Annotated in this window: 13 protein-coding genes, 2 tRNA genes and 1 pseudogene; 7 read left to right on the forward strand and 9 right to left on the reverse strand. The window is 70.4% G+C overall.

The window, feature by feature from the left end:
* Positions 1-43: 43 nt before the first annotated feature.
* From QQM67_RS28295 to QQM67_RS28315, 5 genes are all read right to left on the reverse strand, one after another.
* The gene (locus tag QQM67_RS28295; protein ID WP_314177867.1) at positions 44-1,729 is read right to left on the reverse strand and encodes a glycoside hydrolase family 13 protein; all 1,686 of its coding nucleotides are present in this window, start codon (positions 1,727-1,729) and stop codon (positions 44-46) included.
* Between the two features lie 123 nt (positions 1,730-1,852).
* Positions 1,853-3,493: a glycoside hydrolase family 13 protein gene (locus tag QQM67_RS28300; protein WP_314177868.1), complete on the reverse strand. Its 1,641-nt coding sequence runs from the start codon at positions 3,491-3,493 to the stop codon at positions 1,853-1,855.
* 46 nt (positions 3,494-3,539) lie between these two features.
* Complete coding sequence (locus QQM67_RS28305; RefSeq protein ID WP_314177870.1) at positions 3,540-4,373, reverse strand: carbohydrate ABC transporter permease; 834 nt, start codon at positions 4,371-4,373, stop codon at positions 3,540-3,542.
* Positions 4,370-5,437, reverse strand: a complete 1,068-nt coding sequence (locus tag QQM67_RS28310; protein WP_314177871.1) for a carbohydrate ABC transporter permease — start codon at positions 5,435-5,437, stop codon at positions 4,370-4,372. Before QQM67_RS28310 ends, QQM67_RS28305 begins: the two co-directional genes overlap by 4 nt.
* Before the next feature lie 14 nt (positions 5,438-5,451).
* Entirely contained in the window at positions 5,452-6,762 is a 1,311-nt protein-coding gene (locus QQM67_RS28315) for an ABC transporter substrate-binding protein (protein ID WP_314177872.1), read from the reverse strand.
* Positions 6,763-7,440: 678 nt separating this feature from the next.
* Between QQM67_RS28315 and QQM67_RS28320 the strand changes: the two genes are divergently transcribed.
* Positions 7,441-8,562 (forward strand): LacI family DNA-binding transcriptional regulator, encoded by a 1,122-nt coding sequence (locus QQM67_RS28320; RefSeq protein WP_314177873.1) that lies wholly within the window; start codon positions 7,441-7,443, stop codon positions 8,560-8,562.
* Positions 8,563-8,629: 67 nt separating this feature from the next.
* Here QQM67_RS28320 and QQM67_RS28325 read toward each other — a convergent pair whose 3' ends face one another.
* Entirely contained in the window at positions 8,630-9,319 is a 690-nt protein-coding gene (locus tag QQM67_RS28325; protein WP_314177874.1) for a hypothetical protein, read from the reverse strand.
* Positions 9,320-9,601: 282 nt separating this feature from the next.
* Here QQM67_RS28325 and QQM67_RS28330 point away from each other — a divergent pair, with 282 nt between their 5' ends.
* From QQM67_RS28330 to QQM67_RS28345, 4 genes are all read left to right on the forward strand, one after another.
* Positions 9,602-10,432, forward strand: coding sequence for a helix-turn-helix domain-containing protein (locus QQM67_RS28330; protein ID WP_314177875.1), 831 nt, complete (start codon positions 9,602-9,604; stop codon positions 10,430-10,432).
* A 176-nt stretch (positions 10,433-10,608) separates the two neighbouring features.
* Complete coding sequence (locus QQM67_RS28335; protein WP_314177876.1) at positions 10,609-11,526, forward strand: glycoside hydrolase domain-containing protein; 918 nt, start codon at positions 10,609-10,611, stop codon at positions 11,524-11,526.
* A 234-nt stretch (positions 11,527-11,760) separates the two neighbouring features.
* The gene (locus tag QQM67_RS28340) at positions 11,761-12,414 is read left to right on the forward strand and encodes a SigE family RNA polymerase sigma factor (protein WP_314177877.1); all 654 of its coding nucleotides are present in this window, start codon (positions 11,761-11,763) and stop codon (positions 12,412-12,414) included.
* Positions 12,415-12,526: 112 nt separating this feature from the next.
* Positions 12,527-14,179: a long-chain fatty acid--CoA ligase gene (locus QQM67_RS28345; RefSeq protein WP_314177878.1), complete on the forward strand. Its 1,653-nt coding sequence runs from the start codon at positions 12,527-12,529 to the stop codon at positions 14,177-14,179.
* 428 nt (positions 14,180-14,607) lie between these two features.
* On the opposite strand, the gene QQM67_RS28350 is transcribed toward QQM67_RS28345, so the two are convergent.
* Positions 14,608-18,537, reverse strand: coding sequence for a response regulator (locus QQM67_RS28350; RefSeq protein ID WP_314177882.1), 3,930 nt, complete (start codon positions 18,535-18,537; stop codon positions 14,608-14,610).
* Positions 18,538-19,001: 464 nt separating this feature from the next.
* Here QQM67_RS28350 and QQM67_RS28355 point away from each other — a divergent pair.
* Positions 19,002-19,092: transfer RNA gene (locus QQM67_RS28355), tRNA-Ser, on the forward strand.
* A 230-nt stretch (positions 19,093-19,322) separates the two neighbouring features.
* A tRNA-Arg gene (locus QQM67_RS28360) sits at positions 19,323-19,395 on the forward strand.
* A 104-nt stretch (positions 19,396-19,499) separates the two neighbouring features.
* On the opposite strand, the pseudogene QQM67_RS28365 reads toward QQM67_RS28360, so the two are convergent.
* Both QQM67_RS28365 and QQM67_RS28370 read right to left on the reverse strand, forming a co-directional pair.
* Positions 19,500-19,607, reverse strand: a pseudogene (locus QQM67_RS28365) (hypothetical protein); the annotation flags it as partial.
* Positions 19,558-20,472 (reverse strand): helix-turn-helix domain-containing protein, encoded by a 915-nt coding sequence (locus tag QQM67_RS28370; RefSeq protein WP_399067868.1) that lies wholly within the window; start codon positions 20,470-20,472, stop codon positions 19,558-19,560. The pseudogene QQM67_RS28365 and the gene QQM67_RS28370, both read right to left, overlap by 50 nt.
* Between the last annotated feature and the right edge of the window lie 295 nt (positions 20,473-20,767).

The raw sequence follows: 20,767 nt of genomic DNA on the forward strand, positions 1-20,767 counted from the left end.
GAAGGGGCGGGGAACAGCGGGAACCTCTGCGCTGCGCGGGCCGTCAGCCCTGCGCGTCTCCGTCCCGCAGCCAGACGGTCGTCTCACCCGGAAGCCCGTCCCCGGTCAACGGGCCGCTGCTCAGCAGCACTTCGCCCTCCGGCAGCGGCTTGGTCTCCGTCCCGAAGTTGGTCAGGCAGTGCCAGCCGTCGGGGCGTACGAAGTGCAGCAGGCCCTCCCGCTCCGACTCCTCGTCGCTGCGCCACTCCAGCGTCTCGTCGGTGCCGACCAGCTTGTGCCGCAGCCGCAGCGCCTCCCGGTAGAGCTCCAGCGTGGAACCGTCCTGCCCCTCCTGGGCCTCGACCGACAGCTCGCCGAAGTATGCCGGCTGCGGCAGCCACGGGTCGTCGCCGCCGAAGCCGAACGACGGGCCCGTACGCCGCCACGGAAGCGGCACGCGGCAGCCGTCGCGCCCCTTGCGGGTGTGCGAACTGCGCTCCCACGTCGGGTCCTGGAGGTCCTCCTCGGTGAGAGAGGCGACCTCGGGCAGTCCCAGCTCCTCGCCCTGGTACATGTACGCGGACCCCGGCAGCGCCAGCTCCAGCATGGTGGCGGCCCGTGCCCGGCGCAGCCCGCGCTCGGCGTCGGCCCGCGGCTGTGTGCCGCCGCTGAGCAGCCACGCGTTGCTGTCGGCGCCGTCGGGGAGCGCGAGGCGCGAGGCGTGCCTGACGACGTCGTGGTTGGAGAGCACCCAGGTCGCGGAGGCGCCCGCGTCCTGGGCCGTGCGCAGGGACTCGTCGATGACCGACCGCAGCTCCTGCGCGTCCCAACCCGTCTTCAGATACTCGAAGTTGAACGCCTGGCCCAGCCCTTCCGGCCGTGCGTAGAGCACCAGGCGGTGACGCTTCACCCACGCCTCGGCGATGCCGACGCGCGGCGGGTCGTACTCGTTGAAGACCTCGCGCCACTCCCGGTATATCTCGTGCACCTCGTCGCGGTCCCAGAACGGGTGGCTGCCGTCCTCCAGGTCCGCCATCTGCTCGTCGTACGAGCGCGGGCCCATGTCCCGCAGCGGGTCGGCGAGGTCCTTCATCAGGGCGTTGGCCACGTCGATCCGGTAGCCGTCCACGCCACGGTCCGACCAGAAGCGCAGCGTCTTGCGGAAGTCGGCGCGCACCTCCGGGTTCTCCCAGTTGAGGTCGGGCTGCTCCGGCGCGAAGAGGTGCAGGTACCACCAGCCGTCGGGCAGCCTCGTCCAGGCAGGGCCGCCGAACGCGGACTCCCAGTCGGCGGGCGGCAGTTCACCGTTCTCGCCCTTGCCCTTGCGGAAGACGTAGCGCGCGCGCTCGGGCGATCCGGGTGCGGCCCGCAGCGCCTGCTGGAACCACTCGTGGTCCTCAGAGGTGTGGTTGGGGACGATGTCGATGATCACCTTGATGCCGAAGCGGTGTGCTTCGGCGACCATCGCGTCGAAGTCGTCGAGCGTGCCGAGGCGCGGGTCGACGTTCCGGTAGTCGGCGACGTCGTACCCTCCGTCCGCCAGCGCGGACGGGTAGAAGGGGCTCAACCAGACGGCGTCGACGCCGAGTTCGGCGAGGTAGGGCAGCCGGGAGGTGATGCCGGGTATGTCGCCGAGGCCGTCGCCGTCGGAGTCGGCGAAGCTGCGCGGGTAGATCTGGTAGACGGCGGCCTGGCGCCACCAGTCGGGGCCGTCCTGGCGGTGGGGGGTGGTCGCGGTGCGATCGGTCACGTCAGTCCTCGCTCGTACGGTCCTGTGCGGAGCAACTGTCAGGTGTCGATGGGGCGGAGGTCCCGGGGGGATGCATTCCCGCGCTCGGGCGCCCGGGACCCGAAAGCCGCATGGAAAGGGCGCTCACAGCGCGAGCCACACCGCGGCGTCCGGAGCCAGACAACCGTCGTCGAGCTCCCTGCTCGCGAGCAGTACCTTCTCGTGCCGCGGCAACCGGTACGGCTCGTCAGAGAAGTTGACGAGGCACGCGAAGCCGGGTTCGCGGTCGAAGGCGAGCACACCCTCGGGGGTGTCCCGCCAGATCAGGCTGCCGTCACCGAGGGCGGGGTGGTCGCGGCGCAGACGCAGGGCCCGGCGGTAGAGCTCCAGCATGGAGGCGTCGTCACCGGTCTGGCTCTCGACGGTGTGGTCCTTCCAGTACGCAGGCTGGGGGAGCCAGGGCTCGCCGGCCGCGCCTTCGGGGCTGAAGCCGAACGGCGCGCTCTCCCCGTCCCACGGGATGGGCACGCGGCAGCCGTCCCGTCCGCGGTCGGTGTGCCCGGACCGCTCCCAGATCGGGTCCTGGAGCGCCTCTTCGGGCAGGTCCTCGACCTCTGGCAGGCCCAGTTCCTCACCCTGGTAGATGTAGGCACCGCCGGGGAGGGAGAGCAGCAGCAGCGCGGCCGCGCGGGCCCGCCGCAGACCGAGCTCCAGGTCGAGGGGGCCGTCGGGCACATAGCGCTCGCGGGGCACCCGCTTCGTCGTCGTCTCGCGGCCGAAGCGGCTGGGGTGGCGCACGACGTCGTGGTTGGAGAACACCCAGGTGGCCGGTGCGCCGACCCTCCCGAGAGTGGTGAGCGAGTCGTCGATGACCGCCCGCAGCTCCTTGGGGCACCAACTGGCCATCGCGAAGTCGAAGTTGAACGTCGTGTGCAGGCCGTCCCGCCGTACGTACGCGGCGAGCCGGTCGGGGGTCTCCGCCGAGGCCTCGGCGACGAACGACCGGTCGCCGGGGAACTCGTCGGCCACCCGGCGCCACGCGCGGTAGATGTCGTGCACCTCGTCGCGGTCCCAGTGCGGGTGAGCCACCCGCTCCTGAGGCGCCGGGCCGTCCGGGTCGACGGGGGGCGGGAGATCAGGCAGCTCGGGGTGCTTGACCAGGCCGTGTGCCACATCGATGCGGAATCCGTCCACTCCACGGCTGAACCAGAACCGCAGGATGTCCTCGAACTCCGCCCTGACCTCCGGGTGTTCCCAGTTGAGGTCCGGCTGCTCGGGAGCGAACAGATGCAGATACCACTGCCCGTCGGGCACCCGGGTCCAGGCCGGACCGCCGAAGACGGACCGCCAGTCGTTGGGCGGCTCGGCGCCGTCGGGGCCCCGGCCGGGCCGGAAGATGTAGCGTTCCCGCTCCGCGCTGCCCTCCCCGGCGGCGAGCGCGGCCCGGAACCAGTCGTGCTGGTCGGAGGTGTGGTTGGGCACGATGTCGGGGATGACGCGGAGGCCGTGCCGGTGCGCCTCCTCGATGAGCTCCTCGGCCTCGGCCAGGGTGCCGAACTGCGGGTCTATCTCGCGGAAGTCCGCCACGTCGTAACCGTGGTCGGCCATCGGCGACTTGTACCAGGGGTTGATCCAAATCGCGTCGACGCCAAGGGACTTGAGATACGGCAAGCGGGAGCGGATGCCGGCGATGTCACCGACTCCGTCGCCGTTCCCGTCGGCGAAGCTGCGGATGTACACCTGATAGATGACGGCACTGCGCCACCACGGGGCGGTGCTGGACATGGTGCTGCGTACTCCCTCGAGTAAGTGAAATGCGGGGAACCTCGGGCTACTTCGCCGAACCGGAGGTGAGGCCGGAAACGATCCGGCGCTGGAAGATGATCACCATCACGACGAGCGGGAGGGTGACGAGAACGCCCGCCGCCATCTGGCTGCCGAACGGGACCTGGAACTCGGAGGCGCCGGTGAACTTGGAGACGGCGACAGGTGCGGTCTGCATGTCCTCCTGGTTCGTCATCGTCAGGGCGATGAGGAATTCGTTCCAGGCGATGATGAAGACGATGATCGCGGTGGTGAACATGCCGGGCGCGGCGAGCGGAATGATGATCTTGCGGAACGCCTGGCCCCGCGTGCAGCCGTCGACCATGGCCGAGTGCTCGAGCTCCTCCGGCATCTGCCGGAAGAAGGTGGTGAGGTTCCACACCGCGAGCGGCAGCGCGAAGGACATGCTGGGCACGATCATCGCCTGGTAGGTGTTGATCCAGCCGATGTCCGTGAACAGCTTCAGCAGCGGGACCACGATCGACACCACGGGGAACATCGAAGTGGCGATGATCACGGTGAGGACCAGACGCTTGAAGCGGAACTCGAGCCGGGCCATGGCGTAGGCGGTGAAGGTGGCCAGCACCAGGGCCAGGGCCGTGGTGACGCCCGCCACGACGAGGCTGTTGAGCATCGACCTCATGAACGACTGGGAGGGGTCGAAGACCGCGAGGTAGTTCTCAAGGGAGAAGTGGCTCGGCAGCGGCGAGTTCTCGAAGAGGTCCGAGGTACGCCGCAGGCTGGAGGTCACCATCCAGTAGAACGGCGCCAGGCAGTAGGCGACGACGACGGCGACGCCCACGTACGGAAGCCACTTGCGGATGGGTGCCGGGATGGTCATGCCGCCACCTCCGTACGGCGCCGCGTCAGCCGTCGGCGGCGCTTGGGCTTGTCGCTGCTGCCGACGAGGTCGGTGCCCAGCAGCCGGATGAACGCGGTAGCGATGAGGAAGACGTAGATGAAGAGGACCACCGCGTATGCCGCGGCCGGTCCGAACCGCACATTCGACGCCTCGTCCTGGGCCAGCATGGACAACGTCTCCACCGACGCCTTCTTCGCGCCGATGAGGACGTAGGGAAGGTCGAACATCCGCAGCGCGTCAAGCGTCCGGAACAGCACGGCCACCAGCAGCGCGGGCTTCACCAGGGGCAGGGTGATGTTCCAGAACTGGCGCGCTGCGCTGGCTCCGTCGATCCGGGCGGCCTCGTAGACCTCCTTGGGGATCACCTGGAGGCCCGCCAGGACGAGCAGGCCGATGAACGGCGCCGTCTTCCACACCTCGGCGATGATGACCGCGACCTGGGCGTGGAATCCCTCCGTGGTCCACAGGATCTGCTTGCCGATGACCTCGTTGGCTATGCCGTTGCTGTTGAATATCCAGCGCCACAGGATCGCGGAGATGGCGGTGGGGATCGCCCAGGGGATCAGGATGCTGGCTCGGACCAGGAACCGGCCCTTGAAGGCCTTGTGCATGATCAGCGCCATGCACACACCGATCACTGTCTCCAGCGTGACCGTGGTGACAGTGAAGAACGAGGTGTTCCAGAAGGCGTTCCAGAAGCGGGAGCCCGCCTCCCCGAAGATGTCGGCATAGTTCGACAAGCCGACGTACGGCTCCGTCTTGCTGACGAAGCCCGTCTTCGGGTCCAGGCCGGCGGTGCCGTAGAGCGAGTCCTTGAACGCCACGATCGTCGGGTAGAGCACGACGATCGTCAGCACCAGCAGTGTGGGGGAGACCAGCAGCGCGGCCATCCGCGCGGACGTCGAGGCCGCCTGGGACCGGCCACGTCGCTTCGTCGACCCGGGGGCCCCGACGGGCCTCCCGCCAGAGCGCTGGTGCGGGAGGTCCGTCGGGTGGTCCGCGCTGTCTTCAGCACCGCCCGGGGTGTTCTGCGTGTTCACCATGAGGGGGGCGTCCTCTACTGCTGCGCCGTGGGCTTCTGAAGGGCCTTCTGGAGGTCCTTGAGGGCCTCCGCACTGCTCTTGGTGCCCGTCATGGCGGCGTAGGCCTCCCGCTGCATGGCACTGCTCGCGTCGCCGTAGTTGACGACGCGGGGACGCGGCTTGGCGTGCAGGATCGACTTCTTGAGGGTGGGCAGGTACGGGAACTGCTTCTCCAGCGCCTTGTCGTCGTAGAGGCTCTCGTACGGCGGCGCGAGGGAAGCCTCCTCGAGGGCGAACCGGGCCTTCTCCTCACTGGTGAAGAACTTCATGAAGTCGATCGCCGTGGCCTTGTTCTTCGCGAAGGACGACAGGGCGACGTTGTGGCCGCCGAGGCTGGAGGTGCCGGGCCCCTTCAGGCCGGGCAGAGGCGCCACGTCGAACTTCCCCGCGACCTTGCTGGAACCGTCCTTCTTCGATGCGAGGGAGTGCACGTAAGGCCAGTTCCGCATGAAGATCAACTTGCCGCCCTGGAAGGCCTGCCGGCCTTGCTCCTCCTGGTAGGTGGTGGCTTCCTTGGGGATCGTCTTGTCCTTGACGGAGTCGGCGAGGAAGTCCAGGCCCTTCTTCGCTTCCGGGGTGTCGACGTTCGGCTTGCCCTTCGCGTCGAGCACGTCACCGCCCGCGGAGTTCACGGCCTCGGAGAAGTTGACCGTCAGGCCCTCGTACTTCTGGTGCTGCCCCGCGTAACAGGACGCTCCCTTCGCCTCGGGCAGCTTCTCGACCTTCTTGCAGTCGGCCTTCATCTCCGCCCAGGTGGACGGGGCCTTGTCGATGCCGGCCTTCTTCAGCAGGTCCTTGCGGTAGTAGAGCAGGCCGCCGTCGGACGCGTGCGGTATCGAGTACTGCCCGCCCCTGTACTTACCCGTCTCCACGACGGGCTTCATCATCTTCTGGAGCGGGAACTTGTCCGCGGGCAGCCGGTCGATCCACTGATGGGCCGCGAACTCCGAGGTCCACACGACGTCGAGGGAGAGCACCGTGTACGCGTCGGACTTCGTCTGCGCGTTCTGGATCATCTGCTGGCGTTGCGCGTCGGCGTCCGTAGGCAGCTCGACGAAGGTCACCTTCTCCTTCGGATGCGCCTTGTTCCATTTGTCGAGCACCTTCTGAACGGACCCTCCGGCGTCCTTGCCGGCCACGTACTTGATGGGGCCGCGCCCCTTGAACGAGGGGTTCTTCTGCGCGGCGTCGTCACCGCCGCCGGATGAACCGCAGGCGCTGAGGACGAGCCCGGCGGCAAGAACGACGGCCGAACACTGAACCGCCCTGGTAGCACTGGTCTTCACTTTGTCTCTCCTAACGGTGTGGAACCGAATCGGCCGAATCGTTCCGGCGCGCTGTCCCAAGGCGGTCGCGGCGAACGGCGGGTACTCCCGCCGGGACGAGTGCGCGTACGTGTCCGCCCGCTCCTTGGCGGGGCGAACTCCGCGGGTGGACACGGGCGATGGCGGCGACCGCGGTCCCGTTGTCGCCGTTGCCCTGGCGGGTCACGTGGGCATGGGCCCCTGCTGTGAAATCTCCATCGGCGATGTCCGGATACAGGCCGGCGACGGCCGGGCGGTCACTCCACGGGCAGCGCGGGGCGACCTTCTCGGAACTCGCTGCGACCCATGCGGATCCCATCCCTTCACCGGCGGCACTGCCAGACGGTATGGATGGACGCTGAAACTGTCTGAAAGAGGCGCTGTCATAGACGTGTTGCGCGATGGAGCCGCAGGTCAAAGCCATGAAGATTCACAACCTGAGTGCAGATGTCGGCTACTTCAAGACAGCGCGTTCAAGGTATGGATGCATATGCGGGAAGTCAATGGGTGTCACACAGGGATCTCTTGGACTTTTGATCCGTTATGTCCGCTCTAGTACGAGAAATGGGAAGCAATCAAAGGTTGAACCGTCGCGAGGGTCCGTGGCAGCGCTGTCATCGACAGCCGCCAAAAGGGGTTTCCCGTGCTAGTTTTGCCGTCATGCCACCAGCGCAACGGCACCCCACGATGGTCGATGTCGCCGAACGGGCCGGGGTCTCCCCTTCCACCGTCTCCCGCACACTGCGCGGGCTCTCGACCGTCTCCCCCCAAGTCCGCGTCCGGGTCGAACAGGCGGCCCGCGAGCTGAACTTCGCGGTCTCCCGGCAGGCCGCCAGCCTGGCCACCGGCAAGACGGGGGTGGTCGCCGTGCTGACGCCCGTTCTCAATTCGTGGTTCATGGGCTCGGCCCTGGACAGCCTGGCGCCGATACTGCGCGCGGCGGGCATGGATCTGATCATCTACGTCACGCCGGACATGACCGAACGCGTCGACTTCTTCGAACGTCTCCCGGCCCGGCGCAACGCGGACGCCCTGCTGGTGTTCTCCTTCGACCTCACCGAAGAGGAGGGCGCGCGCCTGGACGACCTGGAGATTCCGGTCATTTACGTGAGTCAGCACGCCGAGGGGCGAGCGAGCGTCTACGTCGACGATGCGGCCGGAGGGCGCGCCGGCACGCAGTATCTGCTCAACCTCGGGCACCGCCGTATCGCCTTCGTGAAGACGGTCGGCCCCACCGGGTTCACCTTCAGCTCGAACGAACGGCTCACCGGCTACCGCCAGGCGCTCACCGAAGCGGACATCCCCCTGGACGACGATCTCGTGGTCACCGCCTCCAGCCTCGGCGACGAGCGAAGAGTCGTGGAGGCGGTCGGGCAGCTGCTCAGCCAACGGCAGCCGCCCACCGCGATCTTCGCCGAACAGGACCAGGCCGCCGTCTCCGTCCTCTGGACGCTGCGCAAGAGCGGCATCGACGTGCCCGGGCGGATGTCCGTACTCGGCTTTGACGACCACGAAATCGCCCGGTGGTCGGACCTGTCCACGATCGCCCAGTCGCCCGCGGAGATCGGACGTGTCGCCGGCGAACTGGCTCGTTCGCTCGTCAACGACTCCGATGCCGACCAGGGCCAGCACATCGTCCTGCCCACACGTCTGATCCCGCGGGCCACTACGGCGCCGCTGCCGCGCGAGGAGACGTCGTCTCCGTACGAGCAAACGCTGTCACGCGGTGGTGCGGACGCCTCGGACGCGACGTCCCCCTGCCACGCCGACGACGGCTCCTGACGGCCGGTCGGCGAACGAGGCGCCCGAACGCGGCGGCGCGACAGGGGAGAGCTTGCCCGCAGGGCTGCTAGTCGTTCTCGTTGTTGAACTTCACGCCCCGCCAGTCCGTTACGCAGTCGCGGTCCATGAAGACCCAGCCCAGGTTCGAGTCGCGGACGACGACCGCGGGGTTCGAGCCGGTGGTCGTGTAGCGGTAGTGGACCTCGGCCGACGGCGTGCCCGCCGGGTCGCGCAGCGAACCGCCGTTGTAGTCGCTGGAGTTGTAGTAGTTGAGGAACGCGCCGCCCGCGCAGCCCGGATCGACAGTGACAGGGCTGCCGTCGGTCGCGTCGTGGGCGCCCGCGTTGAAGTCCGAGCCGAAGGCGCGGCGGTGGCCGATCCGCTCCTTCGTCTCAGCGCTGCACGACTCGTCGGCCTTCCCCGAGGGCGAGGAGCTGAGCGCGCCCGGCGGCACCCAGGCGCAGAGGTTGTTGCCGCCGTAGTTGTGCCCGTAGTGGTAGTCGCTCTGCGCGGTCTCGTGCACGTCGAAGGCGGTGCCGGCCATCGCGGTGCCGACGAAGTAGCCGCACACCTTGTTCTGGAGCCAGGCGCCCGCGGGGACCGTCCCGTGGTTCTGGCAGGCCTCCGGCTTGGGGGAGTCGGCCTGGATCGTGTACCGGTTCACGGACGCCTCCGCGTCGGCGGACCAGAGGGTGAGCGTGCTTCCGACGGCGGCGATCAGCGCGCCGGCGAAGGCGAGTTGGAGCTTTCTCTTCATGGTCGTCGGTTCCTTCTCCGAGTGTCAGGGTCCGGCTCTGTGCCGGGCATCCGTGCGTCCTCGTTCCGGCACCGCTCCCGCCCGCCGCGTGAGAACATGCGGGCGTTCCCGGGGCGCGGCCGCTGCGAGCGCCGAAGTGCCCGGAGCGCGGGCCGAGTTCGAGCCGGGACGATTCTTGGGTCCGGCGCACCGCACCGCCACGGGCCGCGTGCGACGAGGGACGCCGGGACGCGCGCAGGCCGCTGACCGGCGGAGAGGGACGTGGATGAGGGAGGCAGGGACGTGCCCGAGCCAGGCAGACGCCCGCTGAAGCCACTGCCGCCGCAACTCGGAGGCCCCGTCAGACAGTTCACGGAGCAGTTGCGCGCCGTCTACCGCGACCGTACGGAGCTGAACCAGCGCGAGCTGGCCGAGGCCCTGCATCTGACCAAGTCCCCGGTCTCCCGCTACCTCAACGGGCAGGAGGTCGTCCCGGCGGACACCTTCGAGGCGCTGTGCGGCATCGCGGGCCTGACCCCCAGGGAGCGGGAGCGGCTGGGCAGGCTGCGCGAGCGGGCGGCGGAGGCGGCCGAGCGCGCCAGGAACGCCCCGGAGGAGCAGGCCGCGAACGCTCCCGTACGCGACGGCGCGTCCGCGACCGGAGAAGCGGAGGACCCGGCGGCCGTACGCCCTCGGCGCCCGGCGGCGCTCGTGCTCCCCCGGCACCTGGCGGCGAAGCTCCGCTCACCGGCGGGTCTGGGCGCCCTCGCCGCCGTGGCCGTGCTCTGCGCGGGCACGTTCGCGGTGGTCGCGTGGGACGGCTCGGGCACGCCGGACGCCTCGCACGCCCCGGGCAACTCGGCCAACCTGGCGACGGACAGGCAGGATCGCGGCCCGAGTTGCCGTACGACCCGCGTCTACAGGGTCATCGAGGACGGCGACATCCTCGACGCCCGCCACAACGACATCGGCGACGTCCGCGCCGACGACGTCTTCCGCCTCGACACGGCACCGGCCGGGCGCCCGTACCGCTTCCGCGATTACGGCCACGTCGCCGGGAGCCACACGAAGGGCTACGTCGACCAGGCCAAGCTCAAGGCGCTCGGCAGCCGCTGCGTCGGGGAAGGCGGTTGAGGGCGCCCGCCGGAGAGTCACGTACGTCCCGGGGAGCAACGGGCCCGTCCGCCCGGCCCGTTCGGGCAGCGAGCGCGCACAGCGACCCGCCACGCGTGCGGCCCAGACGGGCGAAACCGCGGCGGACGCGGCGAGCCTGACCGCCGTCACCAGCGCGAACCTCTTCACTCGGCCCCATGTGGCATAAAAATCACATCATTCGCCGAGCCGCCGTCTCCATCGCCTCCCTCACCGTCCTCACCGCCCCCACCGTCGCCGACGCCGATCCCGCGGAGGCCGCCGGCAGCGCGCCGCACTCCGCCGCCCCCGCGGCCGCACGGGCGTCCTCGTCCGACCCGGGACTGATGAGGGGAGACCCCCGCCTGGCCGGAGCCGAGATCTTCCAGGGCCAGGCCTTCGACACTTGTCACACTCCGTCGGCAGCCGCCATGCGCGCCTGGGACGGCACGAGCCCGTTCGGCGCCGTCGGCGTCTACATCGGCGGCCGCGCCCGCGCCTGCCCCGAGCAGCCGTATCTCGACAGATCCTGGGTGCGGTCGGTCGACCGCATGGGCTGGCGGCTGCTTCCCGTGTACGTCGGCTCGCAGTCGCCCTGCGTGGAGTCCCCGCGCAAGCACCGGTTCGCGATGAGCCACCGCGCGCCCGCGGAGCGCGGTTTGCGCGAGGGACGCGACGCGGTGGCCGCGGCCAAGAGGCTGGGCATGGCGAAGCACAGCGCCGTCTACCTCGACATGGAGTCCTACGACAACTCCTCGGCGCGGTGCGCCACCACGACGCTCCACTTCATCCAGGCCTGGAACCGCGCCGTGCGGAGCGCCGGTTACTACCCCGGCTTCTACAGCAGCTCCGACTCCGGCATCGAGCACATGGAGGGCGCGCGCAAGGCGGGCAGGAAAGACCTCCCCGAGGCGCTGTGGTTCGCGCGCTGGCGCACGGCGCCGTCGCTGAACAACGACAGGTTCGTCGCGCGCAAGGCGTGGCAGCCGCACCGCCGCATCCACCAGTACGACGGCAACGTGACGCGGACGTACGGCGGGCACACCATCTCCATCGACCGCAATCTGGTGGACGCCCCGGTCGCCGTCGTCCCCTGAACCCCGGCGGCGGCCGCGGCACCGGGAGCCCCGGCAGGCGCGGCCGCCGCACGCTCTCCGCTCGGGTTCAAGGGCGCGGACCCGGACGCGCGCCCCTGAGGCACCCTGATTCCCGGGACGTACGGCGTCCACCCTACGGAGGTGGGGCCCGCACCCTCTCTCCCCCCACAGGGGGAGGTGCCTTCGGGACCTCGGGGCGATCCGCATCGGGGCGCCCGCTCCTAGCGTTGAGCCATGACCACGCCTGGGACAGCCGGGAGCGCCCGGACAGCCGCTCCGGCCGTGAGGACCGCGAGGACCGCGGCTCCGGCCGCGACGCCGCAGACGTTCACGTCGTACGTGCGGGCGCGCGGCCCGGTGCTGCTGCGCACCGCGCGCTCGCTCACAGCCAACCCCTGCGACGCCGAGGACCTGCTCCAGACCGCGCTCACCAAGACCTATCTGGCCTGGGAGCGCATCGAGGACCACCGCGCCCTCGACGGCTACGTACGCAAGGCACTGCTGAACACGCGCACCTCGCAGTGGCGCAAGCGCCGCGTCGACGAGGTCGTCTGCGACGAGCTGCCCGAGCCGGAGCCGCAGCAGGGACCCGACCCCGCGGAGGCGCAGGCCGTACGCGACGCGCTGTGGCAGGCCATCCTCAAACTGCCCACGCGGCAGCGGGCGATGGTGGTGCTGCGCTTCTACGAGGACCTGAGCGAGGTGCAGACCGCCGCGATCCTCGGAGTCTCCGTCGGCACAGTGAAGAGCGCCGTCTCGCGAGCCCTGTCGAAGCTGCGCGAGGACCCGCAGCTCGCCACGGACGTGCTCGGCGGCGAGACCGCGGAGCACGCGAGCACGCCGGAGGCACGGCAGCACGTCGTCGGCGAAGAGCTCGCCGCCGCATAGCCGGGCCGCCGCGGGCCCGGATCGCGAACGGGGTAGTGACATACCGGCCGGTACGGACGCAGAATCAGCGCCACGATTACCCAGGCGTAACCGGCCCCGGGAGGCTTCCCCGATGCAGAGCACCATGCAGGACGTACCGCTGCTCGTTTCGCGCATCCTGCGTCACGGTTCGACCGTTCATGCCGAGTCGCAGATCACGACGTGGACCGGTGAAGGAGAGCCGCGGAGGCAGAGCTTCGGGAAGACGGGTGAGCGCGCGGCCCGGTTCGCCCACGCGCTCCGAGACGAGCTGCGCGTCGAGCGCGACGACCGCGTCGGCACCCTGATGTGGAACAACGCCGAGCACGTCGAGGCCTACTTCGCCGTCCCCTCGATGGGGGCGATACTCCACACCCTCAACCTCCGGCTCCCCACCGACCAGCTGGTGTGGATCATCAACCACGCCGCGGACCGCGTGATCGTGGTCAACGGCTCGCTGCTGCCGCTGCTCGCCCCGCTGCTGCCGTCCCTGGAGCCGGTCGAGCACGTCGTCGTCGTGGGCCCCGGCGACACCTCGGTGCTCGACGGCTGCCCCCAGGCTGTACACGACTACGAGCAGCTGCTCGACGGCCGCCCCACCACGTACGACTGGCCCGAGCTGAACGAGCGGGACGCCGCGGCCATGTGCTACACCTCCGGCACCACCGGCGACCCGAAGGGCGTCGCCTTCTCGCACCGCTCGATGTACCTGCACAGCATGCAGGTCAACATGACGCAGTCGATGGGCCTGACCGACGCGGACACCGCGCTGCCCGTCGTGCCGATGTTCCACGTCAACGCCTGGGGACTGCCGCACGCGACCTTCATGACCGGCGTGAACATGCTGATGCCCGACCGCTTCCTGCAACCGGGCCCGCTCGCCGAGATGATCGAGTCCGAGCGGCCCACGTACGCGGCGGCCGTGCCCACCATCTGGCAGGGGCTGCTGGACGAACTGGCGGAGAAGCCGCGCGACATATCGTCCCTGCGCCTGGTCACCATAGGCGGCTCCGCGTGTCCGCCCGCGATGATGCGGGCCTTCGAGGAGCGGCACGGGGTGCGGGTCTGCCACGCGTGGGGCATGACGGAGACCTCGCCGCTGGGCAGCTTCGCCCATCCCCCGGCCGGGCTGAGCGCCGAGGACGAGTGGCCGTACCGCATCAGCCAGGGCCGCTTCCCCGCCTCCGTCGAGGCCAGGCTGGCCGCGCCGGACGGCACCTTCGCGCCGTGGGACGGGGAGTCGCCGGGCGAGCTGGAGGTGCGGGGCCCGTGGATCGCGCAGGCCTACTACGGCGGCGCCGCTGGCGAACCCCTGCGCCCCGAGGACAAGTTCAGCCCCGACGGCTGGCTGCGTACGGGCGACGTCGGCGTCATCACCCCGAACGGCTATCTGACGCTCACCGACCGCGCCAAGGACGTCATCAAGTCCGGCGGCGAATGGATCTCCTCCGTCGAGCTGGAGAACGCCCTCATGGCACACGAGGCCGTCGCCGAGGCGGCGGTCGTGGCGGTCCCGGACGAGAAGTGGGGCGAGCGCCCGCTGGCCACGGTCGTCCTCAAGGAGGGCGCGGACGGGGTCGGTTACGAGGATCTGCGGGCCTTCCTCGCGCAGCGCATCGCGCGCTGGCAGCTGCCGGAGCGGTGGGCGATCATCCCGGCCGTGCCGAAGACGAGCGTGGGCAAGTTCGACAAGAAGGTGCTGCGCGGGCAGTACGCGGCGGGAGAGCTGGACGTCACGCGGCTGTGAAGTCCCGCCGGGACGGCGGGACTTCGGCCGCCGCCGGGATGCCCCTGTGCGGTGCCGGCTGCCGCCGGGGGTTCCCCAGGCTCGGGGGCTCTCCCGGCTCGTGCCGGGGTTCCCCCGTGCGGTCGTCGCCGGTCGTCGGCACAGCTTCGCTGCACCTCCTTCCTTCACGCCTTCCGCCCTTTCGGCAGCCCCGAGAGCAAGATGCGCGGGGCACGCCCCGAGCCAGTCCAGAGGGAAGTCGTACGGCGGAGACTGCGTAAAGGGAGAAGGCGCAGCTTGCTGCGCCGACGACCGGTAACGACGCACGCGCCTCCCGGCACCAGCCGGGAGAGTCGTACGGGAGAGACGGCCGGCGGACGACGGACGCCCCCTCCCGGCGGTCGCCGGAAACGATCAACGCGCGGAGATCACGCGGCCGTCGGGGTCTCTCAGTTCGTGCCGATCTTCGTCAGCAGGTCCACGATGCGCCGCTGCACCTCGGGACTCGTCGACCGCTCCGCGAGGAAGAGCACCGTCTCGCCCGTGGCCAGCCGCGGCAGGTCCGCCGGGTTCATGTCGGTCGAGGTGTAGATGACGAACGGGGTGCGGCTGAGCAGCCCGTTCACCCGCAGCCAGTCGATGATGCCGGCCCGGCGGGACCGTACCTGCATCACGTCCATCACCACGAGGTTGGGCCGCATCTGCGCCGCGACGTTCACCGCGACCTCGTCCGTCTGCGCGTGCGCGACCTGGATGCCGCGCCGCTCCAGGCCCGCCGCCAGCGCGCCCGCGATCGGCGGCCGCTCCTCGACGAGCAGTACGCGCGGCGGGTGCTGCTCGCTGTCGCGCGGGGCCAGGGCCTTGAGGAGGACGGCCGGGTCGGCGCCGTACGCCGCCTCACGTGTCGCCTGCCCCAGACCCGAGGTGACCATCACGGGCACTTCGGCCGCGACCGCCGCCGTACGCAGCGACTGGAGCGCGGTGCGCGTGATCGGGCCGGTGAGCGGGTCCACGAAGAGGGCGGCCGGATACGCCGCGATCTGCGCGTCGACCTCCTCGCGCGAGTGCACGATGACGGGCCGGTAGCCCTGCTCGGAGAGGGCCTGCTGCGTCGCGGCGTCCGGCTCCGGCCACACCAGCAGCCGGCGCGGGTTGTCCAGGGGCTCGGGCGGCAGCTCGTCGTCGACGGCCTGCGGAGGCACGGGCACGCCGCGCCCGTCGCTCATCTCGACCGGGCTGTTCGGGCCGTCCAGCGGCTCCGGGCCCTCGGCCGTGCCTGCCGCCGGCGCTCCGATGGTGAACTCGCGGGCCGGAGGCGCGCTTCCGGCCCCGCCGTGCCCCGGTGCCCGTGCGGTACGGCCGTGCGCCTGCTGTCCGCCGGGCCGGCCCTGCTGCCCGCCGCCCTGAGCCGGCGCCGCCAGCTTGCGGCGCTTGCCGGAGCCGGGGGGCGTCGACGGAGTGGACGGTATGGCCGTCGCCGGCGCGGGCGCATGGGCCTGACGGGGCGAGGGCGTCGGCGCGTGAGTGGCCGAATGGCCGTACGACTGGGGGCTGTTGGGCCGCTCCGCCATTCCCGGCGTGAGCGGAACGCCCTGGCCGAGCGTCTGCACGCGGTGATGCCCTGTCTCGTACGAGGCCTGCTCCTCGGCCGTCGGAGCTCCCGGCATCGGCAGCCCGCGCGGCTGCGGCAGGTTCTGCGGCAGCGGGCCGCCGCCGAGGATGGGGCTCGCGGCCACCACCGTGTGCTCCACCGCCTGCGCCTCGGGTTCCTGCTCGGCGTCCTGAGTGGCGGCCTCGGCCGCGGGCTGCGGCTCGGCGGGCTGCTCCGGCGGCGTCTGCCCGTCGCTGTGGACGGGCTGCGGCGCACCCTGCTGGGCCGGTACCTGCTGGGCGGGAACCGGCTGCGGCTGGGCGCCGTTCTGCTGCGCGGGCGCGACGGCCTCGCCGGTCACGGTTCCGGGGGCGGCCGCGGGGGCGTTCGCCGTGCTCGCGGGACTCGCGCCGTTCTGGGCGGCCTGCGGTGCGTTGCCGGGCTGCGGCTGGCCGGGCGGGGCCGCGAACTGGACGCCCTGCGGGCCCCCTTCGCTCTCCGACTGCGACCGCGCGAGCCTGCGCGCCCTGCGGCCGCCGGGCGCCGCGCCGCCGGCCTCGTCGCCCTGTGCGGGCTGCGCCTGCTGCGCCGTGGCGGGCTGTGCGGCGGGCTCGGGCTGTGCAGCTCCGGGCTGTGCCTGTACGGGGCGGCGGCCCCGGCGGCCCGTGCCCGGCTGCTGCTGTGCGGGCAACTGCTGTGCGGGCAACTGCTGTGCGGGCGGGGCCTGTTCGGCCGCGACCTGGCCCTGCCCGCCGGCGCCGTCCGTACCGGTCTGCGCCGGGGACGCGAGCGCGCGCCGCGACCTTCGCCCCGCGCCCGCCTGCTGCGGCACCGTCGGACCAGCCGCATCCGCGCCCGCCGAAACGTCACCGCTGGCAGGAGGCAGTTCCGGTGAACCGTCGGCCTGCCCGACGGCGGCCTGCTGTGCCTGTTGTGCCTGCTGCGGGTCCTGCTGTGCCTCGGCCGGACTGGGACGGCCGCGGCGGCGCCCCGTGGGCGCGGCCTGCCCCTCCTGCGTCCCGTCCGGCTGCTGCTGTTGCCCCTGTGCGTGCCGCGCCTGGAACTGATCCGGGATGCCCGCTGCCGGCACCGCGCCCGAGAGGTCGCCCGTGCCCGTCCAGGCCCCCGCTGCCCCGGCCTGCGCCCCTTCCGGAGCCTCCGTGCCGCGCACGGGCTGTGCGGGCACCGGCATCACGGTCGTCTCGTTCTCGCGCCCTTCGCGTCCTCGCTGAGCGTTCGCGCCCTCGCCGGCCGCGGCACCCGGGCTCCCGGCGTCGCCGCCCGCGCTGTCCGCCTTGAGTGGCACTTCGAGCACGTACGCGCTGCCGCCCGCGCCCGGCACCTCGTGCGTCTGCACCACGCCGCCGTGCTTCTCGACGGTGCCGCGGACGATCGGCAGATGGACGGGGTCCCCGCCGCCGTACGGCCCGCGCACCTCGATACGTACGACGTCACCTCGCTGCGCCGCCGCGACCACGATCGTCGTGTCGACGCCGGGATTGACGACGAGGCTGTTGCCCGTCGCGTCCACGCCGGCCACGTCCGCGATGAGGTGCGCCAGCGCCGTCGTCAGCCGCTCGCCGTCGACCTCCGCCTCGATCGGCGGCGCGTGCACGGCGAACTGCGCGCGCCCCGGCCCGATCAGCTCCACCGCGCCCTCGACGCCGTTGGCCACGACCGAGTCCAGCGAGGTCATCTCGCGCCGCAGCTTCTCGCGGCCCGCGTCGAGGCGCTGATAGCCGAGCACGTTGTCCACGAGCGTCGTCATCCGCGCGTAGCCCGCCGCCAGGTGGTGCAGGATCTGGTTGGCCTCGGGCCACAGCTGCCCCGCGGGGTCGGCGGCCAGCCCGGACAGCTCGTCCCGCAGCTGGTCCAGCGGCCCCCGCAGCGAGTCCTGGAGTACGGCCAGCAGCTGCTCGTGGCGCGCGGCCAGCGACTCCTGCGCGCGGCGGTCGCTGAAGGTCACCACGGCGCCGACCAGCTGCTCGCCGTCGCGCACCGGCGCCGTCGTGATGTCCACGGGCACCGCCTGCCCGTCCTTCGCCCACAGCACGGTGCCTGCGCGCACTCTGTGCTTGCGCCCCGATTTGAGGGTGTCGCTGAGAGTGGTCTCCTCGTACGGGAGCTGGCTGCCGTCCGGACGCGAGTGCAGCAGCAGCGAATGCAGCTCCTGCCCGCCGAGGTCGCCGGCGCGGTAGCCGAGGATCTGCGCCGCCGCCGGGTTGACGAGGACGATCAGCCCCTCGGTGTCCACACCGATGACGCCCTCGGACGCGGCGCGCAGGATCATCTCCGTCTGCCGCTGCTGGCGGGCGAGTTCGGCCTCGGTGTCGAGCGTGCCCGTGAGATCCCGTACGACGAGCATCAGCAGTTCGTCGCCCGTGTAGGAGTTGCCGCTGCCGGGGCCGTGATCCGCGAACGCCGCCTCGAAGGCGGAGGCGTAGGGCGTACGCCCGTCCTCCAGGTTCGCGCTGGTGACCTCGACGTTGAACTCGCTGCCGTCGGTGCGCCTCGCGACCATGCGGGTCGGGCGCTGGCGCTGCTCGAGCTCGGCGGCGGCCTCGTCCGGCCTGCGCATCGACCCCGGAATCCGCTTCGCGTCGAACTCGGGCAGCAGATCGAGCAGCCCTCGTCCCACCAGTGCGGTGCCGGGGGCCTCGAATGCCTCGAGCGCGATGGTGTTGGCGTTCACCACCGTGCCGTTGCAGTTGACCAGCAGCAACGCGTCAGGCAGCGCGTCGAGTATGGCGGCGAGACGAGCAGCGCCTCGGGATGGCCTGCTGCTCACGACGGAATTTCCTCCCTGCTAACACGGTGCCGGTGACCGGTCGCCCGGTCCTCTGCGTCCGGTCACGGCTGCCAGTGTGCCGCTGACCCCGGGCATGCCACCAGAGGGGAGTCTACGGCCAGGGGCCGAATACGCGGCCAGTGCTGTGCGGAGTGCACAAGAGAGGGGCAAGGGGGCCGCTGCCCCTGCCACACGGGGCCCGCGCCGCGCTCCGCATCCCGTCGCCTGCCTGTCGCGCACTGCCCGTGGGGGAGGAGGATCGGCGTCCTCTATCACGTCCGCCTCCGCGCCGTCGTCCGGCCGTACGGTCAACGCGCGGATCGTTCCCGGTCATCGGCGGTCGGGTGCCGCGAATCGCTTTGCCCGGCGGCGCGGGGAGCGAGTACGGTAGGGGCGATTGGAGACAGCCCGCGAGGCTGTGCCATCATCAGCACGCGCCGCTTCGTCCCGAGGCGGAAGTGCCTGGAGGCTTCGCCTAGTCTGGTCTATGGCGCCGCACTGCTAATGCGGTTTGGGGATAACCCCCCATCGAGGGTTCAAATCCCTCAGCCTCCGCTTCCGATCTCCCGAGATCGCATCCGATCTCCAGGATCGCCGAAACCCCGGCTCTCGCAGCCGGGGTTTCGTGTCTCGTACGGGCCCTGCCGCGGGCATGATCACCGAGCCCCCTGAGCGAGCCTTTTCGCAGGTCAGCACGGGTACGGCTAACGGATTTCGCCTCCGGCCGCCGTTCATGTACTGTTGTTCCCGCAACATCGCAGGGTTGATCAACAGCCCGCTCACAAGCGCTCGTAGCTTAACGGATAGAGCATCTGACTACGGATCAGAAGGTTGCAGGTTCGAATCCTGCCGAGCGCGCACAGGTCAAAGGCTCCTTGGCTACTCCAAGGAGCCTTTGCTTTGGTCGCAGGCAGCCGGAGCTGCGCCGGGTTCGTCATCCTCGTCCTCGTCGGTGCCGGCCCTCAGGAAGCCGGCGTTCGGTGTGAGGCGAGCACGGTCAGCGGGGGTCCTTCTGCCCACCTACGGCAGGCGGTGGGAAATCCGTCCGCCAACGCCAACTCGACGCAGCTGCCCGCCTCTTGATTGCTGTAGCTGGACTTTCGCCAGACGGCGGCGCTCAGATCGGGGCGGGATGCCTGAGTCACTGTCGATTTCCTGCATCGCAGCTCGGATCAACTCAGCTGACTGCCTTGGCGGGAAAGCGAGTGCCCTCAGGCGTTCATAGGTTGCGGAGTACGTCCTGACGTCCTCTGGCTCCTCGACCAGCTGCCCCGTCTCGGCGCCTTCGGTGTACGCCACGTCCGAACCGTCCGGGAGGGTGAGCAGCGTCAGCGACCCTCCCAGCGCCGCGTGCTCTCCGCTGCTGAACGGCAGTACCTGAACCGTCACATGCTGCCCTTGCACCTTTTCGAGCAGCCGCGTGAATTGTGCGCGCACGACAGCCTTGCCGCCGATGGCGCGCCGCAGAACCGACTCGTCCAGCACCACCCACAGATCGAGTCCGCCGGGATCGTCCAGCAGACTGTGACGGCTCATTCGCGCGGCCAGACGCTCGTCGAGTTGCTCCTGTGTCGTCAGTGTTCGGCCGACCTGGAGCAGTGCTCGCGCGTAGTCCTCGGTCTGGAGAAGGCCAGGGACGACATGCGCGGCGTACTGACGCTTCGCTGTCGCCTGATCGGACAGCTTCGTGTAGCGCCGTGACCAGTCCGGAAACGCCTCGCGGGATACGTGCGGCCACAGATCCGTGAACAGGTCGTCCGTGCCGAGCTTTTCGTCCAGCAGCCGCGCGAACCCGGCCGTCGGCTTGTGCCCCGTCGCGCGCTCGATCTGCGCGATGCGCGCGCCCACGACGTGAAGGCCCCGGCCCAGTTCCGCTTGTGTCAGCCCTGCTTGCGTTCGCAGACGGCGCAGACGTGCCCCGAACAGCGCGGCCATGGATGACGCGGAATCAAGGTCGTTGGCCATGAGTTCACTTCCCTGTTTACGGATCTCGCCGTAAAGCTGTGACCCCTATGACGATACGTCCGATGCATGACTCTTGACGTACATAGAAGTCAAGACGGACAAGGCTCTTGACAGGTGAGGACGAAGGATGGGCATGCCCCCAGTGGAGGAGCCGGAGCCTGACTGCGACAACGACGTTCCACTCGCTGACGAGCTGAACAAGCGAGCCGACGCACTGATGGCACGGATCGACGAGCACCTGGCGAGATGGGGAGGACCGGACCAC

Origin of the sequence: Streptomyces winkii (genome assembly GCF_032248595.1) — a bacterium.
In the GTDB taxonomy this organism is placed as follows: domain Bacteria; phylum Actinomycetota; class Actinomycetes; order Streptomycetales; family Streptomycetaceae; genus Streptomyces; species Streptomyces winkii.